The organism is Pantoea sp. T14 (assembly GCF_036663535.1).
Lineage (GTDB): Bacteria > Pseudomonadota > Gammaproteobacteria > Enterobacterales > Enterobacteriaceae > Pantoea > Pantoea phytostimulans.
In genome coordinates this window covers 180,024-204,710 of the sequence record NZ_JAWUEB010000027.1, presented here as the reverse complement: position 1 = coordinate 204,710, position 24,687 = coordinate 180,024, and the positions used below count along the sequence as shown (strand labels likewise).

Below are 24,687 nucleotides of genomic sequence, written 5' to 3'. Positions count from 1 at the left end.
TTTATGAGCGTAGTGCCTGTAGCGGATGTATTGCACGGTCGCGTCGCGGTTGACAGTGAAGTCACCGTACGTGGTTGGGTGCGTACCCGCAGAGATTCAAAAGCCGGTCTTTCCTTCATCGCCGTTTATGACGGTTCCTGCTTTAATCCCGTTCAGGCTGTCGTCAATAATTCTCTGAATAATTATGAGAATGAAGTGCTGCGTCTGACCACAGGTTGTTCCGTGATTGTTACCGGAACCGTTGTGGCTTCACCAGGCCAAGGCCAGGCATTTGAGATTCAGGCGACCAAACTTGAGGTAGTGGGCTGGGTTGAAGATCCAGACAGCTACCCCATGGCGGCTAAACGTCACAGTATCGAATACCTGCGTGAAGTCGCGCACTTGCGTCCACGCACCAATCTGATTGGTGCCGTTGCGCGTGTTCGTCATACGCTGGCTCAGGCGCTGCATCGCTTCTTCCATGAAAATGGTTATTTTTGGGTGTCGACACCGCTGATTACGGCTTCCGATACTGAAGGCGCAGGCGAAATGTTCCGCGTCTCTACGTTGGATATGGAAAACCTACCGCGTGACGATCAAGGCAAAGTTGACTTCAGCGAAGACTTTTTTGGCAAAGAAGCTTTCCTGACCGTATCAGGTCAGTTGAACGGCGAAACCTATGCTAGCGCGCTGTCAAAAATCTATACGTTTGGCCCGACCTTTCGTGCCGAAAACTCTAACACTAGCCGCCATTTGGCTGAGTTTTGGATGTTGGAGCCAGAAATCGCCTTTGCTTCACTTGATGATGCAGCGGCATTAGCAGAATCCATGCTTAAGTACGTGTTTAAAGCGGTCTTAGACGAGCGTGCTGATGATATGGCGTTCTTTGCTGAGCGTGTTGATAAAGATGCCGTAGATCGCTTACAGCGCTTCATCACCACTGATTTTGCTCAGGTCGACTATACCGACGCCGTCAATATTCTGATGAGCTGTGGTGAAACTTTCGAGAACCCGGTTTCATGGGGTATCGATCTCTCTTCCGAACACGAACGCTATTTGGCTGAGAAACATTTTAAAGCGCCAGTTGTAGTGAAAAACTATCCGAAAGATATTAAAGCGTTCTATATGCGCCTTAACGATGACGGTAAAACTGTTGCGGCTATGGATGTTCTGGCACCGGGTATTGGTGAAATCATTGGCGGTTCACAGCGTGAAGAGCGTCTCGATGTGTTAGACGCACGTCTGGAAGAAATGGGTCTGAATAAAGAAGATTATTGGTGGTATCGTGACCTACGTCGCTACGGTACGGTTCCACATTCAGGTTTCGGATTAGGTTTCGAACGTTTAATCGCTTATGTCACCGGCGTACAAAATGTAAGAGACGTGATCGCGTTCCCACGTACTCCACGTAACGCGAGTTTCTAAGATTCTGCATTAATTATAAGAAATTCATATATATAAAGAGGTCGGCATCGCCGGCCTTTTTTTATTTTTGTAAATTTAGAGTTCCCTCACAAAGTTCCCCTAATTTTACATTTTGTAATACATACTTTCTTTCTGAAACAAGAATACGAGATTAGTAGCATTTTCGAGGTAGAATTACCGTCGGTGTGATGGAAAGATGCGTGCAGACACAGGAAGACACCAAACTTCTTTCAAGGTTCCCGTAAAGGTTTCTTGACGGCAGTGGCAGGTGTACGAATAACTCCAATGAGGGTAATAAATAATGATGAAGCGCAACATTCTTGCAGTGGTTATTCCAGCTCTGTTAGCTGCTGGTGCAGCAAATGCAGCAGAAATTTATAATAAAGACGGCAACAAACTGGATCTGTACGGTAAAGCTGTTGGTTTGCATTACTTCTCTGACAACGACGGCAACGACGGCGACAACACCTATGTTCGCTTCGGTTTCAAAGGTGAAACTCAGATTAATGACCAACTGACCGGTTTCGGTCAGTGGGAATACAACGTTCAGGCTAACAACTCTGAAGGCTCTGACGCACAAGACGGTAACAGAACCCGTCTGGGCTTTGCTGGTCTGAAATTCGGCGATGCTGGCTCAATCGACTACGGCCGTAACTACGGTGTGGTTTACGATGCAATCGGCTGGACCGATATGCTGCCAGAGTTCGGTGGCGACTCAGGATACTCAGATAACTTCATGAACGGTCGTAGCACCGGTCTGTTGACCTACCGCAACACCAACTTCTTTGGTCTGGTTGATGGTTGGGACTTCGCTGTTCAGTATCAGGGCAAAAACGAGCGTGACGAAGTACGTCGTTCAAATGGCGACGGCTGGGGCCTGTCAACCTCTTACACCTCACCAATCGGTCTGGGTGTTGTAGGTGGCTATAGCAGCAGCGATCGTACCGACGCTCAGGCAGCGGGTACTGTAGCGCAAGACGGCACTGTTGTAGGTCAAGGCAAGCGCGCTGAAAACTGGGCAACTGCAATTAAGTATGATGCCAACAACATTTACCTGGCAGCAATGTACGGTGAAACCCGTAACTCAACGCCAATTTCAATCGTAACTGGCCCAACTACCACTGGTCAGGCATTTGCTAACAAAGCGCAGAACTTTGAGGTGGTTGCACAGTACCAGTTCGATTTCGGTCTGCGTCCGTCCATCGCCTATGTTCAGTCTAAAGGCAAAGACATCGACGGTATCGGCGATGCTGACATCGTTAAATATATCGATGTGGGCGCAACCTACTACTTCAACAAAAACATGTCTACCTATGTGGACTATCAGATCAACCAGCTGGACGACAACAACCGTCTGGGTCTGAACACAGACGACACCGTCGCTCTGGGTCTGGTATACCAGTTCTAAGTTGAACTCAGAATTGCAAAAACGGAGCTTCGGCTCCGTTTTTTTATGTCTACTCTCTGCTCTTTCTTTACCTCGCTTATCACGTTTATTATTAGAATCTTAAATACTCTTATCCCTGATCGTTAAATTGTGAATTTATCTCGCAAACGGTTGGCTTTTGCTCTGCTCAGCGCTAACCTGAGAGCTCATTTTGCTAAAGTTCACGCTACTGGACCTGACTCATGTTTGAATCGATCTCTGCTGCACCCGCTGATCCTATTCTTGGACTGGCCGATCTGTTCCGCGCTGATGACCGCCCCCATAAAATTAATCTTGGTATTGGCGTCTACAAAGATGAGACCGGCAAAACGCCTGTTCTGACTAGCGTTAAAAAAGCCGAACAGTATCTGCTTGAGAATGAAACCACTAAAAACTATCTCAGCATTGATGGTTTGGCCGATTTCGCGCGCTGCACGCAGGAATTGCTGTTTGGCAAAGAGAATGCATTGATCACCTCAGGCCGCGCGCGTACTGCACAAACGCCTGGCGGTACAGGCGCACTGCGTGTAGCCGCAGATTTCCTTTCAACCCAAACCGCGGTGAAACGTATTTGGGTTAGCAATCCAAGCTGGCCGAACCATAAAAATGTGTTCAATGCTGCAGGCCTGGAAGTGTGTGAATACCACTATTACGATGCTGAAAACCACCAGCTGGATTTCGACGGTATGCTGGCATCCCTTAAAGAAGCCAAAGCGGGTGACGTAGTCCTGTTTCACGGCTGCTGTCACAACCCAACCGGTATCGATCCTACTGCAGAACAATGGCAGCAGCTGGCACAGCTTTCACACGCTAACGGCTGGCTGCCGCTGTTCGATTTTGCCTATCAGGGTTTCGCGCGTGGCCTGGATGAAGATGCTGAAGGTTTGCGCATTTTTGCGGCTTCGCATCAGGAGCTGATTGTGGCTAGCTCCTATTCGAAAAATTTCGGATTATACAATGAGCGCGTAGGGGCAATTACGCTGGTAGCAGCCGACGCTGCCGTGGCTGATACTACATTCAGCCAGGTTAAATATACCATTCGCGCCAACTATTCGAATCCACCCGCACACGGTGCTGCTGTTGTAGCGACCATTCTTGATAACGATGCTTTACGTACTATCTGGGAACAAGAGCTTTCAGATATGCGTCAACGTATTCAACGTATGCGCCATTTGTTTGTAAATACCCTGGCGGAGAAAGGTGCTCAGCGCGACTTTAGCTTTATCATCAAGCAGAACGGCATGTTTTCTTTCAGCGGACTGACTAAAGACCAGGTTATTCGCCTGCGCGAAGAGTTCGGGGTTTATGCCGTGAATTCAGGCCGAGTGAACGTAGCAGGCATGACACCAGATAATATGTCAGCGTTGTGTGAAGCGATTGTTGCTGTACTTTAAGCAGAATTAGCGTCATAAAAAAATGGGCCAAATGGCCCATTTTTTATTGCAGAAACGTTATTGCAGGAAAGGATTGCTCAGACGTTCTCTTCCCAACGTTGACGTCGCGCCATGCCCTGGCACAAATTCAACATCATCGCCTAATGGCAGCAATTTTGTTTTAATTGCCTCGATCAGATGCTGATGATTTCCCTGCGGGAAATCAGTGCGACCCACGCCACCATTAAAGATCACATCCCCTGAGATCAGTAATCGTCCAACACGATCAAAAAAGACGATATGTCCTGGCGTATGGCCGGGGCAATGTAAAATATCCAGCGTCACTAAACCTACCTGCACGCTGTCGCCCTCTTCCAGCCATCGATCGGGCGTAAAGGCAGCACAATCGTCCAGACCGAACATACGGCTTTGCAGCGGTAACGACGCTAACAGGAATGCATCCAGTTTTTGTGGTCCAATAATCGGAGCCGAGTAATACGCTGCCAGTTCAGCCGCCGCGCCTACGTGATCCAGATGCCCATGCGTTAACAAAATCTGCGCAGGCTTTAAATTAAGCTGTTCAAGCGTTTGCTTGAGGGTAGATGCATCGCCACCCGGATCGACCAGCGCCGCTTCGCGCGTGGTTTCACACCAGATAACAGAGCAGTTCTGTGCAAACGCAGTAACAGGAATAATGTGGTATTTCATAACGCTCCATGACCGACACACGCAGCGTTGCCGGTTTACGACCAGTGCCTGACCGGCCCGGTATCAATGTGCACAAAGTTGCTGCGTGGGTAATATCCTACACCACCAGCGCGCATTGTTAATGCCGCTTTGCGTACATTGCTTAGCGCAATGCCTTCAATATGGAAATCCATCGCCTGGCCTTTGGTGTGATAGCTATGCTTGGCTACACCCGGCCCGCTTTCGCGCAACATATTGTTCGTTGATAAAGAACGATAGCCGGAAATCAGCTGAACCGGTTTACGCGTTTCCAGCAATGCTTGCAGACGGAAAATTTGATCAAACAGATGGGGATCAATGCTTTTTACTTTGTTAGCGCGGAAATCGCGAAAGAAATGGTTCAAGCGCGATAACTCATCCTTGTCGTAACTTTTCCCGTTGAAAAACTCAGTTTTCAACGTTTCGCCAGTGTGCAGATTGTTGAGCGTCAATACACGTGGACGAGAAGTTGAAAGTGAGGCCCTTGCGGATGTCGGCAACAATGCCAGACCTGCGGCTGCGCTTCCGCAAAGCAGTAATTTACGACGAAAAGAATCAATATTAGACATGTAACGTGTTACCTGAGAGTGAAAGCTTAGAAATGTGCAAAAAGCGCACAAGGCCGAACCTTAACTTTCTCTCAAAGGATCGTCAACCCGTGACAAGGGAGTTTGTGCGGCGATCCCGCTCAGGACCGCCTTTTCAAGACATGGCTTACTTTTTATAAGCCTTGAAGAGTGAAGAAAAATCAACCACTAGAGCAAAAGCTGTTCTGCTCGCAGCAATACCTGACTGCCTGAGCGCGCAGTATCATCATAATTGTAAATATCTGTTCGATATTGTGGTTTGCCATCATCCGCCACCCATGCAGTCAGGTAGTAAAGATTAACCGGAATGCGGTGACGAATAGGGACATAGCGCGTGTCCCCTTCTTTAAGCGTACTTGAGATGCGACTGTCGTTCCAACCCGCATCTTGTAGCAGCAAACCCGCCAGTTCAGAGGCTTTATTGACGCGCACACATCCAGAACTCAGTGCACGAATATCACGCTGAAATAAGTTGTGGTTCGGCGTGTCATGCAGATAGATCGCGTCTGAGCTTGGCATATTGAATTTATAGCGGCCCAGAGAATTGGTTGCGCCAGGTGCCTGGCGTAAGCGATAAGGGAAAGAGGAAGCCGACACCATACTCCAGTCAATCATGCTGGGATCCATGACCTGCGCATCTGCACTCCATCCTGATAACAACGTGTAACCATGCTTGTAAAGGTAGGTAGGATCTTGCTTCACCTTCGGAATGATATCCTGACGTACCAGCGTGGTGGGCACATTCCAGGGAGGATTAAGCACCACATTGTTCAACGCGCTGCGCATCAGCGGTGTTTTGCGATCGGGACGACCAACGATAACCCGCGATGACAGGATCTTGTTGCCGTTGTTGTAATAGATCAGCGAGTAGTTTGCGATGTTCACCATGATGCCGTTGTGCATATCATCCGGCAGCAAGCGAAGGCGCTGAATATTCAATGCCAGCAATGCGGCACGCATTTGCGGTGAGACATTTAGCCATTCGCGGGTACGTGGACCAATCGCGCCATCATCCGCCAGCCCTTGCCACTGCTGGAAACGCTTAACGGCAGCCACCAGCGTGTTGTCATAAATATTTTCTGCGCTGACCTCTGCGCTCATATTTTGTACATTGCCCAGTGCTTGCGGTGGCTGCGCCGGCAGATCGTTAACGCTGGTTGCCGAAGGGCTCACTGCTATTGGCTGTTCACTTTGGCTCACCGGTTCGACAGCCGTCGGCACAGCATCATCGGTGGGTGCTGGCGTTGCGATTTGCGCCGTCATCATGCCGCTGCGCTGTAAGATTTCACGTAAAGCCGGTACATCGTCGCTGACCTGGCCTGGCCGTAGCGTTTGGCTATTTTTCAGCTGCGGCCAGGGAAGTTTATCGCTAAGCAGGTTTTTTAATGCCGTATGCATGGGTACATATTGAGGATGCTGCGGCGTTAAGGAGCTGATGAAAGCACCATTTGCCCCGGCATTCACTGCATTTAACCAATGATTCACGACCGCCACTGAGGGCTGAGCCAATTTGTAGGGCACGTTGCTGTAAAGCCAGGTTTCGCCTTGAGTAGGAACATTCGAGACAAATTGCAAATAGCCGAGCATCGCATCAGACAGCACCACATCGCGGGCAAAGCCTTTGATATTCGGATCGGTTAGGCGATCAACCCAGCGAGTAAATTGCGGCTGCACACCAGAAAGCGCAACTTCGGCCAGCTGCTGCTGAAATTTCTGTACTGCATCCCGGTCTTGCCAAATCGGTTGCATCTGACGCGACGCATAAATTGTAGCCAGTGAAGCCTGGTAAAAAGGTCGATCGGCACCTGAGAAAGCCTGCTGAATTTGTTGCTGACTTTCACTGACCGACAGCGTTCCTTGTGTCGTTCCAGGTAACGCACTAATGATAGCGGCTTGCGATACGCCAACAGGAATAACGGTTAGCGCCAGTGCTAACAATGAAATAACGCGACGGTGTTTCAACTTATTGACCAGCAACATCCCTGCCCCCTTGATTAATCTACTGCGCAGCGTTCCTTGAGATTACTGCGATTGGGCTGCCACTTATATTTATGAGTATAAGAATAAAAAACGGCATTTGCCTCAATCGACAAATGCCGTCACCAGATTAACCAATGGCGCAGTTTTTGACTACGATTCCACCTGCGATTTTTCTATTGCGAAATGGGGACTGGAACCAGCCTCGCTTTCAGACCGCGTCGGCGCTGGATCGGCTGCAAAGCCGCGCAAACCCACAACGTGAACGTGCTCGGTATTGTTAAATACCTTACGGACCAGTTTATAGGTTGTGCCTTTTTCCGGGCTGATGTTCTCTGGCGCTGCAATAACCAGCTGCATTTCCAGACGTTCGCACAGTTCAAACAGCGTGGCAATTGAGCGCGCATCCAGACGTGCTGCTTCGTCAAGGAACAATAAGCGACAAGGCGAGATGTCTTTGCCACGCAGACGGCGCGACTCCTCTTCCCAGCTCTGTACCACCATCACCAGAATTGACATCCCTGTACCGATGGCTTCACCCGTTGACAGCGCGCCACTTTCTGCGCGCAACCAACCGTCGGAACCCCGATTGACTTCCACTTCCATCTCAAGATAGTTACGGTAATCCAGCAGCTCTTCACCGATGGTTTGCGGCGTCCGCTGGCCCATATCAATCTGAGGATTCAGACGTTGATAGAGCTTCGCCAAGGCTTCAGAGAAGGTCAGACGATTACTGTTAAACAGGTCTTGATGCTGTTCATGTTCTTCCGACAGCGTGTCGAGCAGCATCGCATGGGTTTCACGCACGTTGACGTTCAGTCGCACGCTGCGAACCTGACCAAAACTCACCGTCTGCAAACCCTGATTCAGTTGGCGAATACGGTTTTGCTCACGCTGAATGGTTTTGCGAATGATATTCGCCACGCTGCGTGAGCTGATTGCCAGCGTTTGTTCACGTGCCGTTAGCTCTTCAGTCAGACGGTTCAGTTCAATTTCCATCTGCTCAATGGCTTCAACCGGATCGTCGGTACGAATAATGTCCTGTCGAATACGTTCACGCAGATGCTGATAGACGGCGATGAAGAACTGAATTTTACGCTCTGGTCGCTTTGGATCTTCTGACAAGCGCAACACATCACGCAGATGTTCATTATCCGCAACGGCCAGACGCAGCGCACCCAAAGCCTTATCCGACATAGAACGTAGCTCATCACCGCTTAAATAGGCCAGTTCACGACGGTGCAGACGGCGTTCAACGCCATTGTCTTTCACCAAACGCAGCACTAAACACCAACCCGCTTTGGCGCTGACAACCTGGTCACGTTTCTGATGATAATCGCGTTCGAGGTGACGCAGCTTCTTACGCAGCGCTTCCATCTCTGCTTCACAGAAGGTCAGCTGTTTTTCCAGCTGATTACGACGCGCACGGTTGTGGCTTAGCGCGGTATAAAGCTCATCACGGCGAATGCGGGCGCGCTCTTCAGCGCGGCTATCAGCGTGTACGCCAATATCCTGCATCTCCTGCTGCAACTCTTTCAGCATGTCGCGCTTGGCGTCATAGGCGCTTTTCAACGAAGCCAGCACCTGTGAATATTGTGTCAGCTGCGCCTGATGCTCGCGCAGACGTTCACGCGTGCGGCTGCGCTCACCTTCAGCCTGCTCAAGGCGTTGACGCAATTTATCGCTGAGATCGTTGTTTCCGTTCAACATGCCAGCAGAATCTTCATAGCTGAAATGCGCCCGGCGCTGCACCACTTCAGTCAGCGCGAAGGCTTGCTGACGTGCATTGCGTTGCTGCTGTTGCGCCTGCTGATAATCAGCCTGCAGCTGTTCATGTTGCTCAGGATCGCTTTGCAAAACAGTAATCAGCGGTTCGAGCTTCGCCAACTTCGCGCCGTGTTGATGCAGGAAGCGTGCGGCATCTTGCGCTTCTTCGACCTGCTCACGGATCTCTTCACAGCGATCGGCCAGCGTCTCATCGAGCAGCAGGTTAACGCGCGGCAGCAAACGGTTCAGCTGCGCGACACCCTCTTTCGCCTGTTCGTACTGCTGACGCTGCTGCTGATTGTTGCTTTCATGTTGATTCAGCGCGCGTTCTAATTCACCGCGACGTCCGCCAAGCTGGCGAATCTGCGCTTCTGGATCATCATCAAACGCCACAGCCAAATGACTGCCGATAAAACGGCTGAACGACTGATGCAGACGCTGCGTTTTCTGCACATCAAATGACAGCGTGGCGTAACTTTCAGCCAGACGATCGCGCTCGGCATGCAGCAGTTCCAACTGATTTTCACGTGCGGCACGACCAAACAGCGGCACTTTCGGGAAGCGTGAATAGCGCCATTGACGCTCAGCGACCTTCACCACCACCGCGTTTTGTAACTCATCAACACTGAATACGCTGTCATCAAATGACTGCGGATCGCCTTCGATCAGATAAAGATCTTCTGGACACTCTTCGAGACCATCCAGCTGCTCGCGCACCAGTGACAGATCCGGCACCACAATGGCGTGTCGCGAAGGACCATACAAGGCTGAGAAGTAAGGCGCATCGTCAAGCGTAACGTCATCATAGATTTCCGATAACAACACGCCGCCAAAACGTTCTGCCAGCTGGTTTAAGCGCGCATCATCTGCGCCACCAGGCTGACTAAGGCGTTCAATTTGCTGCTCAACGTCACGCTTACGCGCTGCCACTTCATCGCGGGCAACCGTGGTTTCGCGTTCGCGCTCCAGCAGTTGCTGCATGTATTCGGTAACGTGTTGGCTACTCGCCAATTCCTGCCCGGTTTGTTCACTCAGCTGAGTCAGAATTTCTTGCGCCGCCAGCCAGTGTGGCGCACGCGTAGTCAGCGCAGTAATGCGCTCGCGTAGCTGCTCCAGCTCCTGACGCATTTTCATGCGCTGTTCACCGGCATCCGCCACGCTGCTGTTCAGATGCTCAATTTGCGCTTCCAGTTCGCGCTGCAAACCTTCCAGAGCATCCGCGTCATAGTGCTGACCTTGACGCTTGCAGAACTCGGCTAACAAACGTTCTGCATCATGCTGCTCGCGCAGACGCTGCTCCAGCTCATTCAACCGCAGGCGCAGCGAAGAGAGTTGATCGGCGTGATGGCGCTGATTATTGGCATCGCGCAATAATTCACGTCCGGTTTGCCATGCATCCTGACGGCTGACATCGCCGGCAATACTGGTAACCAAAGCCAACGCCTGCTCAAACTGACTGTGCGCGGCTTCTGCTACGCTCAGCTTCTGCTCAAGGCGCAGCAGACGCTCGGTGGCCTCTTCTTCTTTGGCCTGGAAACTTTCCTGCCATTCAGCGGCATTGTCGATGGTTAAGTCAGGTAACTGACACAGCGCGCGGGCACGCTCCAGCGCCTGCAAAGCTTGCTGATACTGAATCGCACGCGTTTGCTGCACATCAAGTGCTTGCTGGAAATCAGCCAGCTGGCTTTTTAGTTCATCCACTTCCAGCTCAGCGGCTTCGGCACGGGCCTCATTCTCTTCCTGAATTTCGCGCGCTTCAGCCACCACTTCAGTCTGCTCTTCCAGGCGAAGCGTGAGGTCTTCAATGTCACCGTCGTAGCGCTCGATTTTTTCCTGCTGGCGCATCGCGGTTTGCACTAAATTCAGGTGATCGCTGGCTGCCTGATAATCCACTTCAAGATCATTTTCCGCACCGCTGTGCTCCGACAATTCGCGCGCCATTTCAATGTGGCGATATTGCTCTGACGCCAGCTGTTTTCGGCTGCTAAACAGGTCATTACGCAGCAACAAGGCGCTATCCAAATGGATGCGGCGCTCGTTAGCGTGACGCATATAGTCAGCGGAAACGTAGTTTGTCGCTTCGGAGATCAGATGCTTAAACAGATCGCGATCGGATTGCGTTACGCGAATCGCTTCCAGCGTCATGCGGTTTTCGCGCAGCGCAGCTTCCATATCCTGGAACGCTTTACGCACGCCGCTGTTTTCCGGCAACAGATAATCACGCAGCGATCGGGTAATGGCGCTGGAAATCCCGCCATACAGCGAGGCTTCAATCAGGCGATAGAACTTGCTGCGATCGCTGGCCGAGCGCAAACGACGCGGCACCACGCCCAGATCAAACAGCATGGCGTGATAATCGATAACAGAGTTGTACTGACGGAACTGCACACCTTCTTGCGCTTCAACACGTTCTTTTACTTCATTGAGCGGCAGCACGCGCGCCTGACGGCTGTTCAATACTTCCGTCAGCATGTCGGTGGGATTGGTGTCAGTTGGCAAACCGTGAATGCTGAACGGTTTGATATCGACTTTTTTGTCGCGGCCCGCGACCTGCTGCAAACGAACCCCCACCACCACACGTTGATGGCGTGAGTTCACCACGTCCAGCATTGAGTAGCAGACGCCGGCACGCAATTTACCGTGCAAGCCTTTGTCGCGTGAACCCGAGGTTGCGCCCGCTTCCGTGGTGTTACGGAAGTGCAGCAGCGTCAGATCGGGGATCAACGCAGTCACAAACGCTGCCATGGTGGTGGATTTGCCAGCCCCGTTTCCGCCTGACAGCGTGGTGACCAACTCGTCCAGATCAAAGGTACGTGCAAAGAAGCCGTTCCAGTTAATCAGCGTTAGCGAACGAAATTTTCCGCGTTCAATCATGCTTGCTGTTCCTCCGCGTTATCACTCGCTTCGCTGTCATTCTCTTCAGGCTCATCGGCTTCAACTGGCGCCGTTGCATTTTCGAACAGCATTGCTTCACCGTCACGAATCAAGCGTAACTGTGCTTCGCGGGCATCATCACCGCTGCGCACGTCGGCACCAAAGCGAAATACTGATTCAGTAATGCGAAATTTGCTGCTGTCATTGCCAAAGAACCACACCATACCCAGACGACGCAGGCGACTCAGCGAGGCGCGCGTTTTCTCCTGCAGTTTGGCGCGATCCAGATCCGAACCGGTTGAACGCTGATTAACCAGTTTCAACAGTTTATTTTCATCAGCCAGCGACAGCAGCTCATCGTAAAGCTCCTGCTGGGTGAAGATACCTTCATTGGCCAAACGTTCTGGGCTGAGATAGAGATAGCAAAGGATTTTGCCTACCATCATATCCAGCTCAGACAATACAGAACGCGGGATTAACGTTGTTGAACGCGGGCGCAGGTAGAAAAACCCCTCTGGCGCACGGATCAGCTCAACGTTGTAGCGAGCGTAAAATTCTTCAATATATTCCTGGTAATCCATCAGAAAAGCGTGGTTATCCAGCTCTTCAATACCTATATGTCGTCCCGCGCGTAACTGGCTGTCTAACGCAGGGAAAAGCGGATTTGCCAGTGCCTGGGCCAGTTTAACTGGCATCACTTGTTCAATATTTGTCGATGACATGTGCCTGCACCTTGGCTCCGTAATCATTAATGGCCTGCCATTCCACGGGCAAGCCGGCTAAATCAGCTTCTGCTACGCCGAGACGCACGGCCTGGTCCACCACAATACGCGCGAGATCGAAATGTCGAGCCCGTGGATATTGCGCCAGGTAATCGCGCATCACTGTGGCGAGGTTGAGCGGTTTTTGCTGAGACTTATACTCTTGCAGCGCTTCTTCAATCATCGCTGCCAGCTGCTCGCGAATTTCAATGAACTCTTCGTACTCAAGTTCGGCGGGCAGTTCACCCATCACCTCTTCATTACGCAGCGTCAGCTCTTCGTCGCGCATGTCATACAGCCGCTCAGCGTTGGCGTAAGTGAGCGCCCATGGCGCATCGAAGTAATTTTGGACTGACAAGCGCAAGCGTTGTGCAAAGACGCGGTTTTTATCCATGTCGATGGCAGTACGAATAAATTTATGTACGTGGCGGTCGTAACCAATCCACAGGTCAATTGCCTGCTGGCCCCAACTGGTAATACGGTCGAGTTTGCTTTGCAGATCAAACACCAGCTTGTCGACGAAGCCTAAATCCGGGCTGTCGAGCGTGGCATCTTGAATGCGCAACAGGTTTTCTTGCAGCTTATCGCCAGCGGCTTCCAACGTATCTTGCAGCTCACGTAGCGTCCCGGAGGTTTCCGACAGCAACATTTCACAGCTGGATATCGCCGCTCGCCAGTCTTTATTCAGCAAATCGGCGATGTCATGTTTCACTGCCTGCTGCTGCTCATCCATCAGACGTTGAGTCATGTCGATGCTGTCGAAAATCTCAGCGACAGAGTATTTCAGCGGCGCGAATACGTTACGGTGCCAGTGAAATTCATCGCCATTTTCTTCGGCGGCATCAGCAGCGCGCTTCAGCTCATTCGCGACAATCGACAGCTGCATAGATAAACGCAACGTGGAGAACTCACGCTGGCGGATGTAATAATCGGTGATGCCGATTGCCAACGGCGTCAGGCGATAAATTGCATTGCCTTCCGTCAGTTCGCTGGTGAATCGGTTGAGTAAGCGCTGGCGCACCATGTCATTGATAGCGTTATTTGCGCGTACCAGCACGGTTTCGTGGGTTTGTTCGAAAGCTTTACTGACATGACGAAAGGCATCTATCAAATCGCCTTCACTCATTTCGCCATCCATCCGCTCACCGTTAAGGGTGGCGATGGCCAGCAAAAAGGCCAGACGTTCTACTGGCAGCGCAAGCGAAAAATCATTCTTACGCGCCCAGGATACCAATTCAGGTACCGTCTGGGAAAATTCACTCATAATTCGTCCTTCTGCCCGGGTTTGCGCACGGTTACGTGAATGTAGCGCCCTAAGCTCAAAAAGGGTTCCTGACGGCAATAGCGCCGCTCCATCTCAATGATCTCTTCGTCGCTTTTCGGCTCGCCTTTAGGCGGCTTCATGTAGTCACTGAAAACCCGAATGCCCGCACGTTGCTCGATAACAAATCCACACGCTTCAAGCCAACGGTAAACGTCATCAGGATTGCGCGGAAAATCGGGTGACAACGTACGCTTTTTACGTTTGGTTAAATTGGTTCGCAGATAGCCAAAATTGCCGAGTGTTAAGGTGCGTAGCGTTAAGCCATGCAGGTTATAAAACATCAGCGAAAGCACCCCGCCAGGTCGCAAAACATCGAACAAGGCTTTAAGAACTTTCTCAGGCTCAGCGACCCATTCAAGCACAGCGTGAAACAATACCAGATCCACTGGCGTATCCAAATGTTCGCCCACCTGCTGGGCGCTAATTTGTTTGAATTGCATGTTCTGGCTCACACCCAGCGCTTCAGCATTTTCCTGCGCACGGCGAAGCATCTCAGCTGAGAGATCGCACAATAAAATCTGATGCCCTCGCCCTGCCAGGCCACTGGAGATTTGTCCAACACCGCCCCCCGCATCCAGAATCTTTAACGGTTCAGCTGACAGGCTGGGGATAATGGTTTCAAGCTCATCCCACAAGATCGCCTGACGTATTAGTCCTTTGGTGGTGCCGTAAATATTTTGCGAAAATTTTTCCGCGAGATCGTCAAAGTTGCGATCCTGCATGGCGCTGGCTCCGGTATGCTGCGGTGAGACTTGTGCTATTTTGTCACAGGCACCAGAAGAATGAACCTTTCATCCTGTTCTTCTCTTCCAGCTGCTGTTTTTTCGGACAACAGGAGAGTTTTTAGATGCTTTTTAGCCTGAAAAAAGCGGTGGGCGGTCTGTTACTTCCCCTGCCGTTTCTGCTATTGCTAATGGCTTTGGGTATTTTACTGCTTTGGTGCAGCCGGTGGCAGAAAAGCGGCAAAATAGTGATCTCAGTCAGCTGGCTTGTTTTACTGTTATTGAGCCTACAACCTGTTGCCGATCGCCTGCTTTTCCCTCTGGAAAATCGTTACGCAACCTGGAACGGTGCAGAAAAGGTGGATTATATCGTGGTGCTGGGTGGCGGTTATACCTTCAATCCGAATTGGGCGCCCAGTTCAAATTTAGTGGGCAATAGTTTGCCAAGAGTAACGGAAGGCGTGCGGCAATGGCGGCGCAATCCTGATTCCACGATGATATTCACTGGCGCAGCGGGTGGACAGAACCCCAGAAGCAATGCGTGGGTGGCAGCCTCAGTGGCTGAAAGTTTGGGCGTACCGCCTGAGCAGATTAAGATTCTCGATCAACCTAAAGATACCGAAGAGGAAGCGCTGGCGGTGAAAAGGCAAGTTGGTCAGCACCCTTTCCTGCTAATCAGTTCTGCTAATCATCTGCCCAGAGCGATGCAATTTTTTCAGGCTGCTGGATTGAATCCGATTGCAGCACCGGCTAATCAGATGGCCATTACCTCACCCTTAAACTGGTGGGAGCGCGCCATACCTTCGCCGCTTTGGTTGGGCCACAGCGAACGCGCTGTTTACGAAACGTTGGGGCAAGCCTGGCAACGCGTAAAGGCTGATGATTTACCGCTAACCGAGCCAGGGAAGTAGCTGCTGACGCGCATGGTCAAAACGCGGGCGATCAAATTCGCCGCTATGGATCAAAGTATCGATGCAATCCCATAATTGATAGACCCAACGCCGCCAGACAAATCCTTCTGAAACCGGTGCGCGCTGTAAGTAATCATGCAGCAGCGCCGTTTCTGCAGCTGACTCGCCTAAATGGATCAGCTCATATTCACGCGGTGCCCAGAGAATATTTCCCGGCTGCGTCATCGCGATGAGCTGATCGCTGCGCGCATTTTTTATCATGCTTTGTAATCGCACATTGCCATGAAGCATTACACAGGGATCATCGAAGTCCCGCAACAAATGGGCTAATCGCTCGCGACAGCGAAATAAAATTTGGCGATCTTCAAGCGTGAAGTAAGGCGGCCGCAAATAGCTCATTGTTGCCCATAGTACTTCAACCCGCTGTTTAAACCATGCAGGCCAACTATTCTCTTGGGTGCTGTCAACCGTGCCGACTAAACCATGACTGTCGATGCGATGCCAAGCCAACAAGCCTTCAACCACCTGTTCGCAAAATTCCTGCCATCGCGCAGCGTCGCGGGTGGGCGCTTCTGCCGACACGCCATTGAGTCGCGCCAACAGCAACATTTCGTGCACTGGCTTTTGCTGGCTAATGACCACGCCATAAACTGCAGGCACGGCAATTAATCCTTCATGGCCTAGTAATGCCAGCTTTTTGGCTTCGAGCGCGGCACGCCCTTGATGGCGATAATATTTCGCTATCAGCGGCATCGGCTTGCCATCATGATCGTACAAGGCATAAAGCCGGGTTGGAGGCTGTTCACTGATGGTTTCCAGACGACTGATTTTTTCACCCAGCACCAGCGTTAATTCAGCTTTCAGGTGTTCCATACGTCATCCTCCTGAGATGAAATATCACACTATCCTGGAGGGCTTGATCATAAGAAGTTTAGAAGTGGATCAACTTTTTGACATAAGCCGGGGAAGTGTTCCCCGGCCTTTTTAAGCTTGCATGGCTAAACGCACGCGCACTAAATCTTCTGGGGTATCGACACCCACGCTCGGAATGGTTTTAGCTACAGCGACATGGATTTTTTCGCCGTACCACAACACGCGAAGTTGCTCGAGCAGTTCGATTTGCTCTAGCGGACACGGCGCCCAGGCAATATAGCGACGGATAAATCCAGCACGATAGGCATAAATGCCAATATGACGCAGCAGTGTGTCACCAATAATGTCGCGAGACGCCGCATAGCGCTCACGATCCCAGGGAATGGTTGCACGCGAAAAATAGAGTGCATAGCCCTGTGCATCCATTACCACTTTTACGGCATTGGGATTGAATGCTTCTTCAGCATCGGTGATCGGCACAGCTAGCGTGGCCATACCTGCATCAGCTTTTGCCAGGTTGGTTGCGACCTGACGAACGATATCCGCAGGGATCATCGGCTCGTCGCCCTGCACGTTTACAATGATCTCATTATCAGCAAACTGATATTTTTCGATCACTTCAGCCAAACGTTCTGTGCCCGATTGATGATCGGCGCGCGTCATGCAGACTTCGCCGCCAGCAGCTTCAACCGCTTTTGCCACGTCGGGATGATCGGTTGCGACAATGACCCGACTGGCACCGGATTCACGTGCACGCTCCATGACATGCACCACCATTGGCTTGCCATGAATATCGACCAACGGTTTTCCAGGCAAACGCGTAGAAGCATAGCGCGCAGGAATGATGGCAATAAAACTCATGGATGAATCTCTTCAATCGACAATGTACGGGCTTCATTTTCAAGTAAAACCGGAATGCCATCGCGCACCGGGAATGCCAGCGCATCCGGTTTGCAGATCAGTTCTTGTTGAGCATTGTTGTAATACAGCTTGCCATTACAAACTGGGCAGGCAACGATTTCGAGTAAACGGTGATCCATATATCCTCCTTCAAGGACCGAATTCTTAGGCTTCAAGCATACCATAGCGCAAGCATCGCGACTGTACGGAAACCAGATGAGGTTACGCACCCTTGCTGTTGACGCTCCACGACGAACTCCATGCAGAAAGCAACGCTTTTGGAGCCTGTTCAATAATAACCTGTTCTGCATCTTGCCAGGCTGCAAACCGCGTAATGGCACGCTGAAAATCCTGAATAAATGAGGGGGTCAGACGTGTATTATCTTCCAGCCATAGGTTTTTAATCACGAGCTGGTTGGATTTACGCACCATGCGTGCATCCAACCGTGCTTTAATCTGGCCGCGATGCAAGAAAGGCAATACGAAATAGCCATATTTACGTTTCGCTTCAGGCGTATAACACTCGATGCGGTAATCAAAATCGAACAGTTCTAGCACACGCTTACGATCCCATACCACGGGATCAAAAGGTGATAACAGTGCGCTGTGACTGGCGGAAAGAGGGGAATCAAGCAGCGAAAGAGAATCACGATGCAGCCACATTTCACCGAGCCCCGCCACGTTGACGGCCACAATGTCACCATTAGCCTGCATCTGCGTTAAAAAGGGTTTAAGCGCAACACGCTTTAGGCGGTAATAATCAGGCAACCAGGCGGCGCGAAAAATTCCCAGACTGCGAGCGCTATTGAGTAGCATGAGGCTGATCGCCTCAGTTTCATCAATGCTATGTAATTCATCTTGCCACTCAGGCATTACGCGGCTGCGTAAATCATAAACGCGTTGGAAATTTCGCCTTTCTGCTACCATCAATTCCCCTGCGCTAAAGAGATTTTCCAGATGCCGTTTATGCGGCTTCCATGCCCACCAGCCTGGTTTATGATTGTCGCCACTCGCAAAATCCGCAGCCCTTACAGGGCCATTTAGCCTGATGTGTTCAAGCAGATCGGTAATCTCTTGCTGATGTTCGCTCATCCAGGTTGCGTTATATTTCCAACCCAGTTTCTCAGGTGACAACATGCGATGACGCAGCAGTTTGTAATCCGCACGAGGAATAAAGCACGCTTCATGCGCCCAGTATTCAAACAATTCGCCCTGCTTCAGCGCCTGCTCTAACCATGACGAGGGATAATGGCCAAGGCGGCTGAATAGCACCAGATAGGGACTTCGCGCCACGACATTAATGGTATCGATTTGCAGCAGTGACATACGCGAGACGCAATCAATAAGATCTTGAAAGCGTGCGCAGTGAGAAGGTGTGCGCAGCATTCCCTGCGCAGCAAGATGAAGATTTCGAGCCTGTTGTAACGAAAGTGAATGTGTAACGTTCATCCTCTTCCTTATCCGACATCACCTGTAATTAATGATGCGGATCAGGCGAAGGTTTACGGCAAAGTTGTTCAATATCATTCAGCAAAGGCTCAACACCTTCACCCCGCAAATCAGCATCAACCGGTAAATACCACCAGTTTGGTTGCGCAAAAGCCCGACATTTCACCGCGTCTTTTTCTGTCATAAGCAGGTTCTGACCCGCTAAAAGCAAACGTGATAATTCTTCTTTGCTGTAAGCATGATGATCGGCAAAGGCAATTTCCGCTAGTGGCGTCAAACCCTGTTGCTTGAGCGTAGTGAAAAAGCGAGGTGGATGGCCAATTCCGGCCATTGCCACAACATTTTCAAGCTGTTGGATGGATAGCTGCTCGCCAGTGAGTAAATTAGTCGCCTGACCGGGCTGTAAAAACATCGTCATTTCACCCGGCTGTGCTTCACCACCATTGACGATAATGGCATCTACTTCTTTGAGGCGTGAAGCTCGCTCACGCATCGGGCCTGCGGGTAGCCACCAACCGTTACCGAAACGACGTACGCCATCTACTACTACGATCTCTTTATCACGTTGCAACGCGTAGTGTTGTAATCCGTCATCAGTCACAACAACGTCAATGTCGCCACCTTCAAGCAATGCTTCAATAGCTAAACGTCGCTTCGGGGCCACCGCGACGAGTGCCCCGGTGCGCTGGGCAATAAGAACCGGTTCATCACCCGCTTGTTCGGTGGAGGTGTGAGCATTCACCCGCAGCGGGTAATGATCAGCTTTACCGCCGTATCCGCGTGAAACTACGCCGACCTGTAAGCCACGCTGTTGTAATGCTTGTACCAACCAGATCACCACAGGCGTTTTACCGTTTCCACCCGCGGTGAGATTCCCCACCACCACCACCGGAACCGGCGCTCGCCAACTTTTACGCCAGCCTCGCTGGTAGCTGTAACGAATCAAAGTAGAGATCGCCCCGTAGAGCAGGCTTAGTGGCCATAACAGCAACCACAGCGGCGATCGTCCACTCCAGATACGTTCAATCATTGGCCAAACTGCATTTTGTGAAGTTGAGCATAAGCCCCTTTCTCTGCCAGCAGCGTTGCGTGGGTTCCACGCTCTACGATCTGCCCATCTTCAACCACTACAATTTCATCGGCTTTTTCAATGGTAGAAAGGCGATGCGCGATAACCAATGAGGTACGGTTTTTCTGCAGTTCGTCCAACGCAGCTTGAATAGCGCGCTCTGATTCGGTATCAAGCGCTGACGTCGCTTCATCCAGAATCAATATCGGACAGTCACGCAGCAATGCACGCGCAATGGCAATACGTTGACGCTGACCACCTGATAGCAGCACACCATTCTCGCCAATGATCGTATCCAGACCGTTATCCATCTTGTTGATGAAGTCCATTGCATGCGCCATTGTTGCCGCTTTCTCAATCTCTTCACGGCTGTACTGTTCACTACGCGCATAAGCGATATTATTCGCAATCGTGTCGTTAAACAGATGTACATTTTGAGATACCAGCGCAACCTGGTTACGCAGCGAACGCAGCGTGTATTCACGTAAATCATGTCCATCCAACAAAATCTCACCCTGTTGAATGTCATAAAAGCGTGTCAGCAAGCTTGCCATGGTTGACTTACCTGAACCGGAACGTCCAACCAGCGCAACCGTTTTACCTGCAGGTAACGAGAGGTTGATGTTACGCAGCGCAGGTGTATCACGCCCTGGGTAAGTGAAGGTCACCTCGCGGAACTCAATGTCGCCTTTAGCGCGAGTGATTTCACGCGAGCCGTTGTCGTTTTCCTGCTCACTGTCGAGAATTGAGAACAGCGTTTGGCAAGCAGCCATGCCGCGCTGGAACTGGGCGTTAACGTTGGTCAGGGATTTCAGTGGGCGCATCAAGGCGATCATTGATGAAAACACGACGGTTATCGTACCGGCCGTTAATGTGTCCATTACGCTTGGAAAGCTCGCCGCATAGAGCACAAATGCTAATGCGAGTGAAGCGATCAGCTGAATCACCGGATCAGAGATGGATGAGGCTGAAACCAGCTTCATGCCCTGCTGACGCATGCGATTACTGACTTTGCCAAAGCGCTCAGATTCCACATCCTGACCGCCAAAGATCAACACTTCTTTATGGCCTTTAAGCATCTGTTCCGCGCTGGTTGTCACCTGCCCCATCGTGTTTTGCATGTTCTTACTGATGTTACGAAAGCGCTTAGAGACCAGTCTAATAGCAAACGAAACAACCGGAGCCAGCACAATCAGAATCAATGACAGCTGCCAGCTGTAATAGAACATCATGATAAACAGGCCGATGATTGATGCGCCTTCACGCACTACAGTGACTAACGCACTTGAAGAAGAAGAGGCGACCTGTTCAGAATCGTAGGTAATACGCGACAGTAGTGTCCCGGTCGATTGCTGATCAAAGAAGGCGACCGGCATTCCCATCATGTGGCTAAACAATCGACGGCGCATTCTCATTACTACATTTCCCGAGACCCAAGAAATGCAATAGCTAGAGATATAGCTGGTTACGCCTCGTATCAGCATCAAGCCAATTACGGCTAACGGCATCCACAGCATCACTGATCTGTCTGCTTTGCCAAAGCCATCATCCAGTAAAGGCTTCAACAGTGAAAGCATCAGGGTGTCGCCTGCGGCATTGAGTATCAGGGCTATCGCAGCCACAAATAAACCCGCTTTATGCGGCGCGATCATCGGCCAGAGTCGACGAAATGTCTGCCAGGTTGAGAGATCTTTATCTTGATGCATTATTTATTCACGTTGTTGGAAATAGCCGGCCATTCTACCTGGATTCGCGTTTTACGCCAAACCACTGATGATACCAACGGGGCATTAATTGTTCCCTTAGCGTCGCAACACGCATTTCACCGTTATTAATGGAGAGACTTATTTGACCTGACTGACCTGTGTCAAACCAGTTAAAGCCCGTTTTTTGGTAATTTTCCAATACCGATTTTGCAGGCATGCGCCAGGCGTTATAACGTGCTACGGAAGCCAGCGCAGCATGGCCATTCAGGCTTCGCAAGAACAATGATGACGAGGATGTTCGGCTGCCATGATGCGGAACCTGCACGATATCGACGTTTAAATTATGCTTTTCTAACGCAACCAGTTGGCGCTCTGCTATCGCTTCTATATCGCCTGTGAGCAACAGTCGAACCTTCCCATCATCTACGCTGATCACGCATGAGTCGTTATTATTTCCAGATGCAGACGCGTTTATCGGCCACAAGACTTGAAAATGCAGCTGTTTCCATTGCCACTGAGTTCCGCGAATGCACGATAAATGTTCAACATTATTTAATGCGCTTCTCACTTGAATCTGCGGCCAGCGCTGTTTTATGGATTCAAGTCCGCCGCTGTGATCGAGATGTTTATGGCTGAGAATGATCTGCTGCAACTGCAATTGCTTACGCTCAAGCCAGGGAATGACAACGCGTCCTCCTGCATCATCTGTTTTCCAGCGTGGGCCGGTATCATACAAAATGGCTTCTCTGCCCTGACTGATTACGATACTTAAACCATGCCCCACATCTAACATATCTATTCGCCAGCCCTGTTCAATTTTCTCCTGACGGCTTAATAGCATTGCAATGGCGATAGCACAGCAGCTAAGTGGTGCACTAAAAAAGATTTGTGCCCGCCAGATAATTAACCCACCCCAAACAAGAAGCGCGAGCAATGAAGCGTTATGTAACGGCCACCAGCCGGTAGGAAGAAGCGTCAAAACATAAACAAGTCCACGCAATGTTGAGTCAGCACACCACCAGATGAGTGCTGAGGCTGAGGAAAACGGCAGCATCATGGCAAGCAATATTAACGGAACGGTAATGAACGAGATAACCGGCACTGCAATCAAGTTGGCAACCAATGCCGTTACGCTGATGCCATTAAAAAGAGCGACCTGCAGCGGTGCCATTAAAATCATCATGCCAATCTGTAAATGTAATAATTGCAGCAATAACCAACGTCGCTGATGAAAACGAATCGGTAAAGGAAACCAGTGATACCAAATTAACAGCATGCCCACCGCTAAAGCTGAAAGCCAAAAACTCTCTGAAAGAACAGCTAATGGATCCGTAATTAATAGCAAGCCAATGCATAACGTCCATATTTGCCAGCCGTTTAGTTGAGCACCCGCAATACGAGTGGCTATCCAAATCGTTAATGCTAACAAGGCTCGCTGAGCAGGCGCGTGCCCGCCTGATAACCAAGTGTAAGTTGCAGCTAAAATCCAACTGGCGATAAGAGGAAACAGGTAACCGATGCGGTGTGCCGGTAAAAGAAATTGTATACCTCGCGCTAACAGCCACCCCACTCCACCCGCTAACGCTATATGCATACCTGAAATGGCCATGAGATGTGCAGTTCCGGTGTCACGCAACAGCTGACGAGTCGTTTTGCTGAGGTCATTGCGGATGCCAAAAGCCAGAGCCTTAAGCGTGGCCTGTTGCGAAAGAAACCCGATTTGCGCCTCATGATGTTTAATGAATTGCCAGCGCCAACTACATGCGGATGATTCCGCATCTTGTTTTATGATTCGCCCCTGCAGTGGGGTGTGATTAGCCAATGCAAAACGCTGGTTATCAAACTCTCCTTCGTTTAACCGTGCATGCACTGCACGCAGCCGAAGTTGCATGCTCCAGCGCTGTCCGGGGCAATACTTTTGGCTATCACTATCAAATGAGAGCCAGGCAAAACGTGGGGGGAAAATAAAGTGATCTCCCTCTTTTAAAAGCCTGACTTTAATTTGTTTATTTTCCTGACGAACCTCATCAACAAGGACATAGAACTGTTGAGGCTTGATAGTCAGCTTTTCAATATCATCAACGATCAGGCGAGCATCGTGAAGCATCCACACCAGTAACAAGAGCGCAATGCCCGCTATACGTATTGGTTGTATACGGAACTGCAGTAAAACAACCGCAGCACAGAATAAAGCGAGCAAAATTCCCGGTGCTGGCAGTTGAGGCAACACCAGTAAAGGGAGAGCGGCGATAATCGTTATTCGAGCTAATGCAGTCCATGTCAACATAATGCAATCCATCTAAAAGATTTCAGCAGTTTGACAAGCTATGACGTATTTAAAAGGTGGGATTTAAGACTTTGGAAGCTGTTATGTAGGAAGAGTGATGCTTTGCATCTTGCAGAACGTTGATTTAGACGTTGGCTCACAAAAAGAATTTAAAGCAAAAAAAAACGACATCCAAAGATGTCGTTTATGCGATTCGGTATCGGCTTAACCGTAGATATTTGCACGATCACGCAATTCTTTGCCTGGCTTGAAGTGGGGAACATACTTACCTTCCAGATCCACTTTGTCACCCGTTTTAGGGTTACGGCCCGTGCGCGGTGCGCGATAATGCAATGAAAAGCTGCCGAATCCCCGGATTTCAATGCGTTCGCCCTGTGCCAACGTTGTGGCCATGTGCTCAAGCATTTCTTTTACCGCATCCTCAACGACTTTCGCCGGTATATGAGTATGCTGGCCCGCCAGTCTTTCAATGAGTTCTGACTTGGTCATTTAACCTCCGGTTAATCCCTATTGGAATGTATGACAGCCTTTTACCGAAACCGGGCGGTTTC

Annotated in this window: 19 protein-coding genes; 4 read left to right on the top strand and 15 right to left on the bottom strand. The window is 50.4% G+C overall.

Annotation, left to right across the window (positions count from 1 at the left end; translation table 11 throughout):
* The first annotated feature begins 3 nt into the window (after window positions 1-3).
* The 3 genes from asnS to SC127_RS18920 all read left to right on the top strand — a co-directional run bounded on the left by asnS (window position 4) and on the right by SC127_RS18920 (window position 4,224).
* Window positions 4-1,404: an asparagine--tRNA ligase gene (gene asnS, locus SC127_RS18930; RefSeq protein ID WP_243078233.1), complete on the top strand. Its 1,401-nt coding sequence runs from the start codon at window positions 4-6 to the stop codon at window positions 1,402-1,404.
* A 301-nt stretch (window positions 1,405-1,705) separates the two neighbouring features.
* Window positions 1,706-2,812, top strand: coding sequence for a porin OmpF (gene ompF / locus SC127_RS18925; protein ID WP_279233926.1), 1,107 nt, complete (start codon window positions 1,706-1,708; stop codon window positions 2,810-2,812).
* Window positions 2,813-3,033: 221 nt separating this feature from the next.
* Window positions 3,034-4,224 (top strand): amino acid aminotransferase, encoded by a 1,191-nt coding sequence (locus SC127_RS18920; protein ID WP_215847177.1) that lies wholly within the window; start codon window positions 3,034-3,036, stop codon window positions 4,222-4,224.
* A gap of 57 nt (window positions 4,225-4,281) precedes the next feature.
* Here SC127_RS18920 and SC127_RS18915 read toward each other — a convergent pair whose 3' ends face one another.
* From SC127_RS18915 to cmoM, 7 genes are all read right to left on the bottom strand, one after another.
* Window positions 4,282-4,911: an MBL fold metallo-hydrolase gene (locus tag SC127_RS18915; RefSeq protein ID WP_332627511.1), complete on the bottom strand. Its 630-nt coding sequence runs from the start codon at window positions 4,909-4,911 to the stop codon at window positions 4,282-4,284.
* A 35-nt stretch (window positions 4,912-4,946) separates the two neighbouring features.
* On the bottom strand, window positions 4,947-5,498 hold the full coding sequence (locus SC127_RS18910; protein WP_215847179.1) for a YcbK family protein: 552 nt from the start codon (window positions 5,496-5,498) through the stop codon (window positions 4,947-4,949).
* 186 nt (window positions 5,499-5,684) lie between these two features.
* Window positions 5,685-7,496, bottom strand: coding sequence for a L,D-transpeptidase (gene ldtD / locus SC127_RS18905; RefSeq protein WP_332627508.1), 1,812 nt, complete (start codon window positions 7,494-7,496; stop codon window positions 5,685-5,687).
* 150 nt (window positions 7,497-7,646) lie between these two features.
* On the bottom strand, window positions 7,647-12,134 hold the full coding sequence (gene mukB, locus SC127_RS18900) for a chromosome partition protein MukB (protein WP_332627506.1): 4,488 nt from the start codon (window positions 12,132-12,134) through the stop codon (window positions 7,647-7,649).
* Window positions 12,131-12,856, bottom strand: a complete 726-nt coding sequence (gene mukE, locus SC127_RS18895; protein ID WP_215847181.1) for a chromosome partition protein MukE — start codon at window positions 12,854-12,856, stop codon at window positions 12,131-12,133. Before mukE ends, mukB begins: the two co-directional genes overlap by 4 nt.
* Complete coding sequence (mukF, locus tag SC127_RS18890) at window positions 12,837-14,159, bottom strand: chromosome partition protein MukF (RefSeq protein ID WP_332627504.1); 1,323 nt, start codon at window positions 14,157-14,159, stop codon at window positions 12,837-12,839. The genes mukE and mukF overlap by 20 nt, the downstream gene beginning before the upstream one ends.
* Window positions 14,156-14,941, bottom strand: a complete 786-nt coding sequence (gene cmoM, locus SC127_RS18885; protein WP_332627503.1) for a tRNA uridine 5-oxyacetic acid(34) methyltransferase CmoM — start codon at window positions 14,939-14,941, stop codon at window positions 14,156-14,158. Before cmoM ends, mukF begins: the two co-directional genes overlap by 4 nt.
* A 125-nt stretch (window positions 14,942-15,066) precedes the next feature.
* Between cmoM and elyC the strand changes: the two genes are divergently transcribed.
* Window positions 15,067-15,852, top strand: a complete 786-nt coding sequence (elyC, locus tag SC127_RS18880; protein ID WP_243078237.1) for an envelope biogenesis factor ElyC — start codon at window positions 15,067-15,069, stop codon at window positions 15,850-15,852.
* Here elyC and SC127_RS18875 read toward each other — a convergent pair.
* The 8 genes from SC127_RS18875 to ihfB all read right to left on the bottom strand — a co-directional run bounded on the left by SC127_RS18875 (window position 15,832) and on the right by ihfB (window position 24,625).
* Entirely contained in the window at window positions 15,832-16,725 is an 894-nt protein-coding gene (locus SC127_RS18875) for a hypothetical protein (RefSeq protein WP_215847184.1), read from the bottom strand. The two genes, elyC and SC127_RS18875, sit on opposite strands and share 21 nt — an antisense overlap.
* Window positions 16,726-16,836: 111 nt before the next feature.
* Window positions 16,837-17,586: a 3-deoxy-manno-octulosonate cytidylyltransferase gene (kdsB, locus tag SC127_RS18870; RefSeq protein ID WP_243078238.1), complete on the bottom strand. Its 750-nt coding sequence runs from the start codon at window positions 17,584-17,586 to the stop codon at window positions 16,837-16,839.
* Window positions 17,583-17,765 (bottom strand): Trm112 family protein, encoded by a 183-nt coding sequence (locus SC127_RS18865; protein ID WP_215847186.1) that lies wholly within the window; start codon window positions 17,763-17,765, stop codon window positions 17,583-17,585. Before SC127_RS18865 ends, kdsB begins: the two co-directional genes overlap by 4 nt.
* An 82-nt stretch (window positions 17,766-17,847) precedes the next feature.
* Window positions 17,848-19,074: a winged helix-turn-helix domain-containing protein gene (locus SC127_RS18860; protein WP_332627499.1), complete on the bottom strand. Its 1,227-nt coding sequence runs from the start codon at window positions 19,072-19,074 to the stop codon at window positions 17,848-17,850.
* A 28-nt stretch (window positions 19,075-19,102) separates the two neighbouring features.
* Complete coding sequence (lpxK, locus tag SC127_RS18855) at window positions 19,103-20,104, bottom strand: tetraacyldisaccharide 4'-kinase (protein WP_243078240.1); 1,002 nt, start codon at window positions 20,102-20,104, stop codon at window positions 19,103-19,105.
* A complete protein-coding gene (msbA, locus tag SC127_RS18850; protein ID WP_215847189.1) occupies window positions 20,101-21,849 on the bottom strand; it encodes a lipid A ABC transporter ATP-binding protein/permease MsbA in 1,749 nt (582 codons plus the stop codon). Before msbA ends, lpxK begins: the two co-directional genes overlap by 4 nt.
* 34 nt (window positions 21,850-21,883) lie before the next feature.
* On the bottom strand, window positions 21,884-24,136 hold the full coding sequence (locus SC127_RS18845) for a DNA internalization-related competence protein ComEC/Rec2 (RefSeq protein ID WP_332627496.1): 2,253 nt from the start codon (window positions 24,134-24,136) through the stop codon (window positions 21,884-21,886).
* A 204-nt stretch (window positions 24,137-24,340) separates the two neighbouring features.
* Entirely contained in the window at window positions 24,341-24,625 is a 285-nt protein-coding gene (ihfB, locus tag SC127_RS18840; protein ID WP_003849360.1) for an integration host factor subunit beta, read from the bottom strand.
* Window positions 24,626-24,687: the final 62 nt, after the last annotated feature.

Bases quoted from the DNA above. Each gene is read 5' to 3' on its own strand.
- asnS (WP_243078233.1), top strand. From the start codon at position 4: ATGAGCGTAGTGCCTGTAGCGGATGTATTGCACGGTCGCGTCGCGGTT.
- ldtD (WP_332627508.1), bottom strand. From the start codon at position 7,496: ATGTTGCTGGTCAATAAGTTGAAACACCGTCGCGTTATTTCATTGTTA.
- cmoM (WP_332627503.1), bottom strand. From the start codon at position 14,941: ATGCAGGATCGCAACTTTGACGATCTCGCGGAAAAATTTTCGCAAAAT.
- lpxK (WP_243078240.1), bottom strand. From the start codon at position 20,104: ATGATTGAACGTATCTGGAGTGGACGATCGCCGCTGTGGTTGCTGTTA.
- SC127_RS18860 (WP_332627499.1), bottom strand. From the start codon at position 19,074: ATGAACGTTACACATTCACTTTCGTTACAACAGGCTCGAAATCTTCAT.
- SC127_RS18865 (WP_215847186.1), bottom strand. From the start codon at position 17,765: ATGGATCACCGTTTACTCGAAATCGTTGCCTGCCCAGTTTGTAATGGC.
- mukB (WP_332627506.1), bottom strand. From the start codon at position 12,134: ATGATTGAACGCGGAAAATTTCGTTCGCTAACGCTGATTAACTGGAAC.
- SC127_RS18845 (WP_332627496.1), bottom strand. From the start codon at position 24,136: ATGTTGACATGGACTGCATTAGCTCGAATAACGATTATCGCCGCTCTC.
- msbA (WP_215847189.1), bottom strand. From the start codon at position 21,849: ATGCATCAAGATAAAGATCTCTCAACCTGGCAGACATTTCGTCGACTC.
- SC127_RS18875 (WP_215847184.1), bottom strand. From the start codon at position 16,725: ATGGAACACCTGAAAGCTGAATTAACGCTGGTGCTGGGTGAAAAAATC.
- SC127_RS18915 (WP_332627511.1), bottom strand. From the start codon at position 4,911: ATGAAATACCACATTATTCCTGTTACTGCGTTTGCACAGAACTGCTCT.
- ompF (WP_279233926.1), top strand. From the start codon at position 1,706: ATGATGAAGCGCAACATTCTTGCAGTGGTTATTCCAGCTCTGTTAGCT.
- ihfB (WP_003849360.1), bottom strand. From the start codon at position 24,625: ATGACCAAGTCAGAACTCATTGAAAGACTGGCGGGCCAGCATACTCAT.
- SC127_RS18920 (WP_215847177.1), top strand. From the start codon at position 3,034: ATGTTTGAATCGATCTCTGCTGCACCCGCTGATCCTATTCTTGGACTG.
- elyC (WP_243078237.1), top strand. From the start codon at position 15,067: ATGCTTTTTAGCCTGAAAAAAGCGGTGGGCGGTCTGTTACTTCCCCTG.
- mukF (WP_332627504.1), bottom strand. From the start codon at position 14,159: ATGAGTGAATTTTCCCAGACGGTACCTGAATTGGTATCCTGGGCGCGT.
- SC127_RS18910 (WP_215847179.1), bottom strand. From the start codon at position 5,498: ATGTCTAATATTGATTCTTTTCGTCGTAAATTACTGCTTTGCGGAAGC.
- mukE (WP_215847181.1), bottom strand. From the start codon at position 12,856: ATGTCATCGACAAATATTGAACAAGTGATGCCAGTTAAACTGGCCCAG.
- kdsB (WP_243078238.1), bottom strand. From the start codon at position 17,586: ATGAGTTTTATTGCCATCATTCCTGCGCGCTATGCTTCTACGCGTTTG.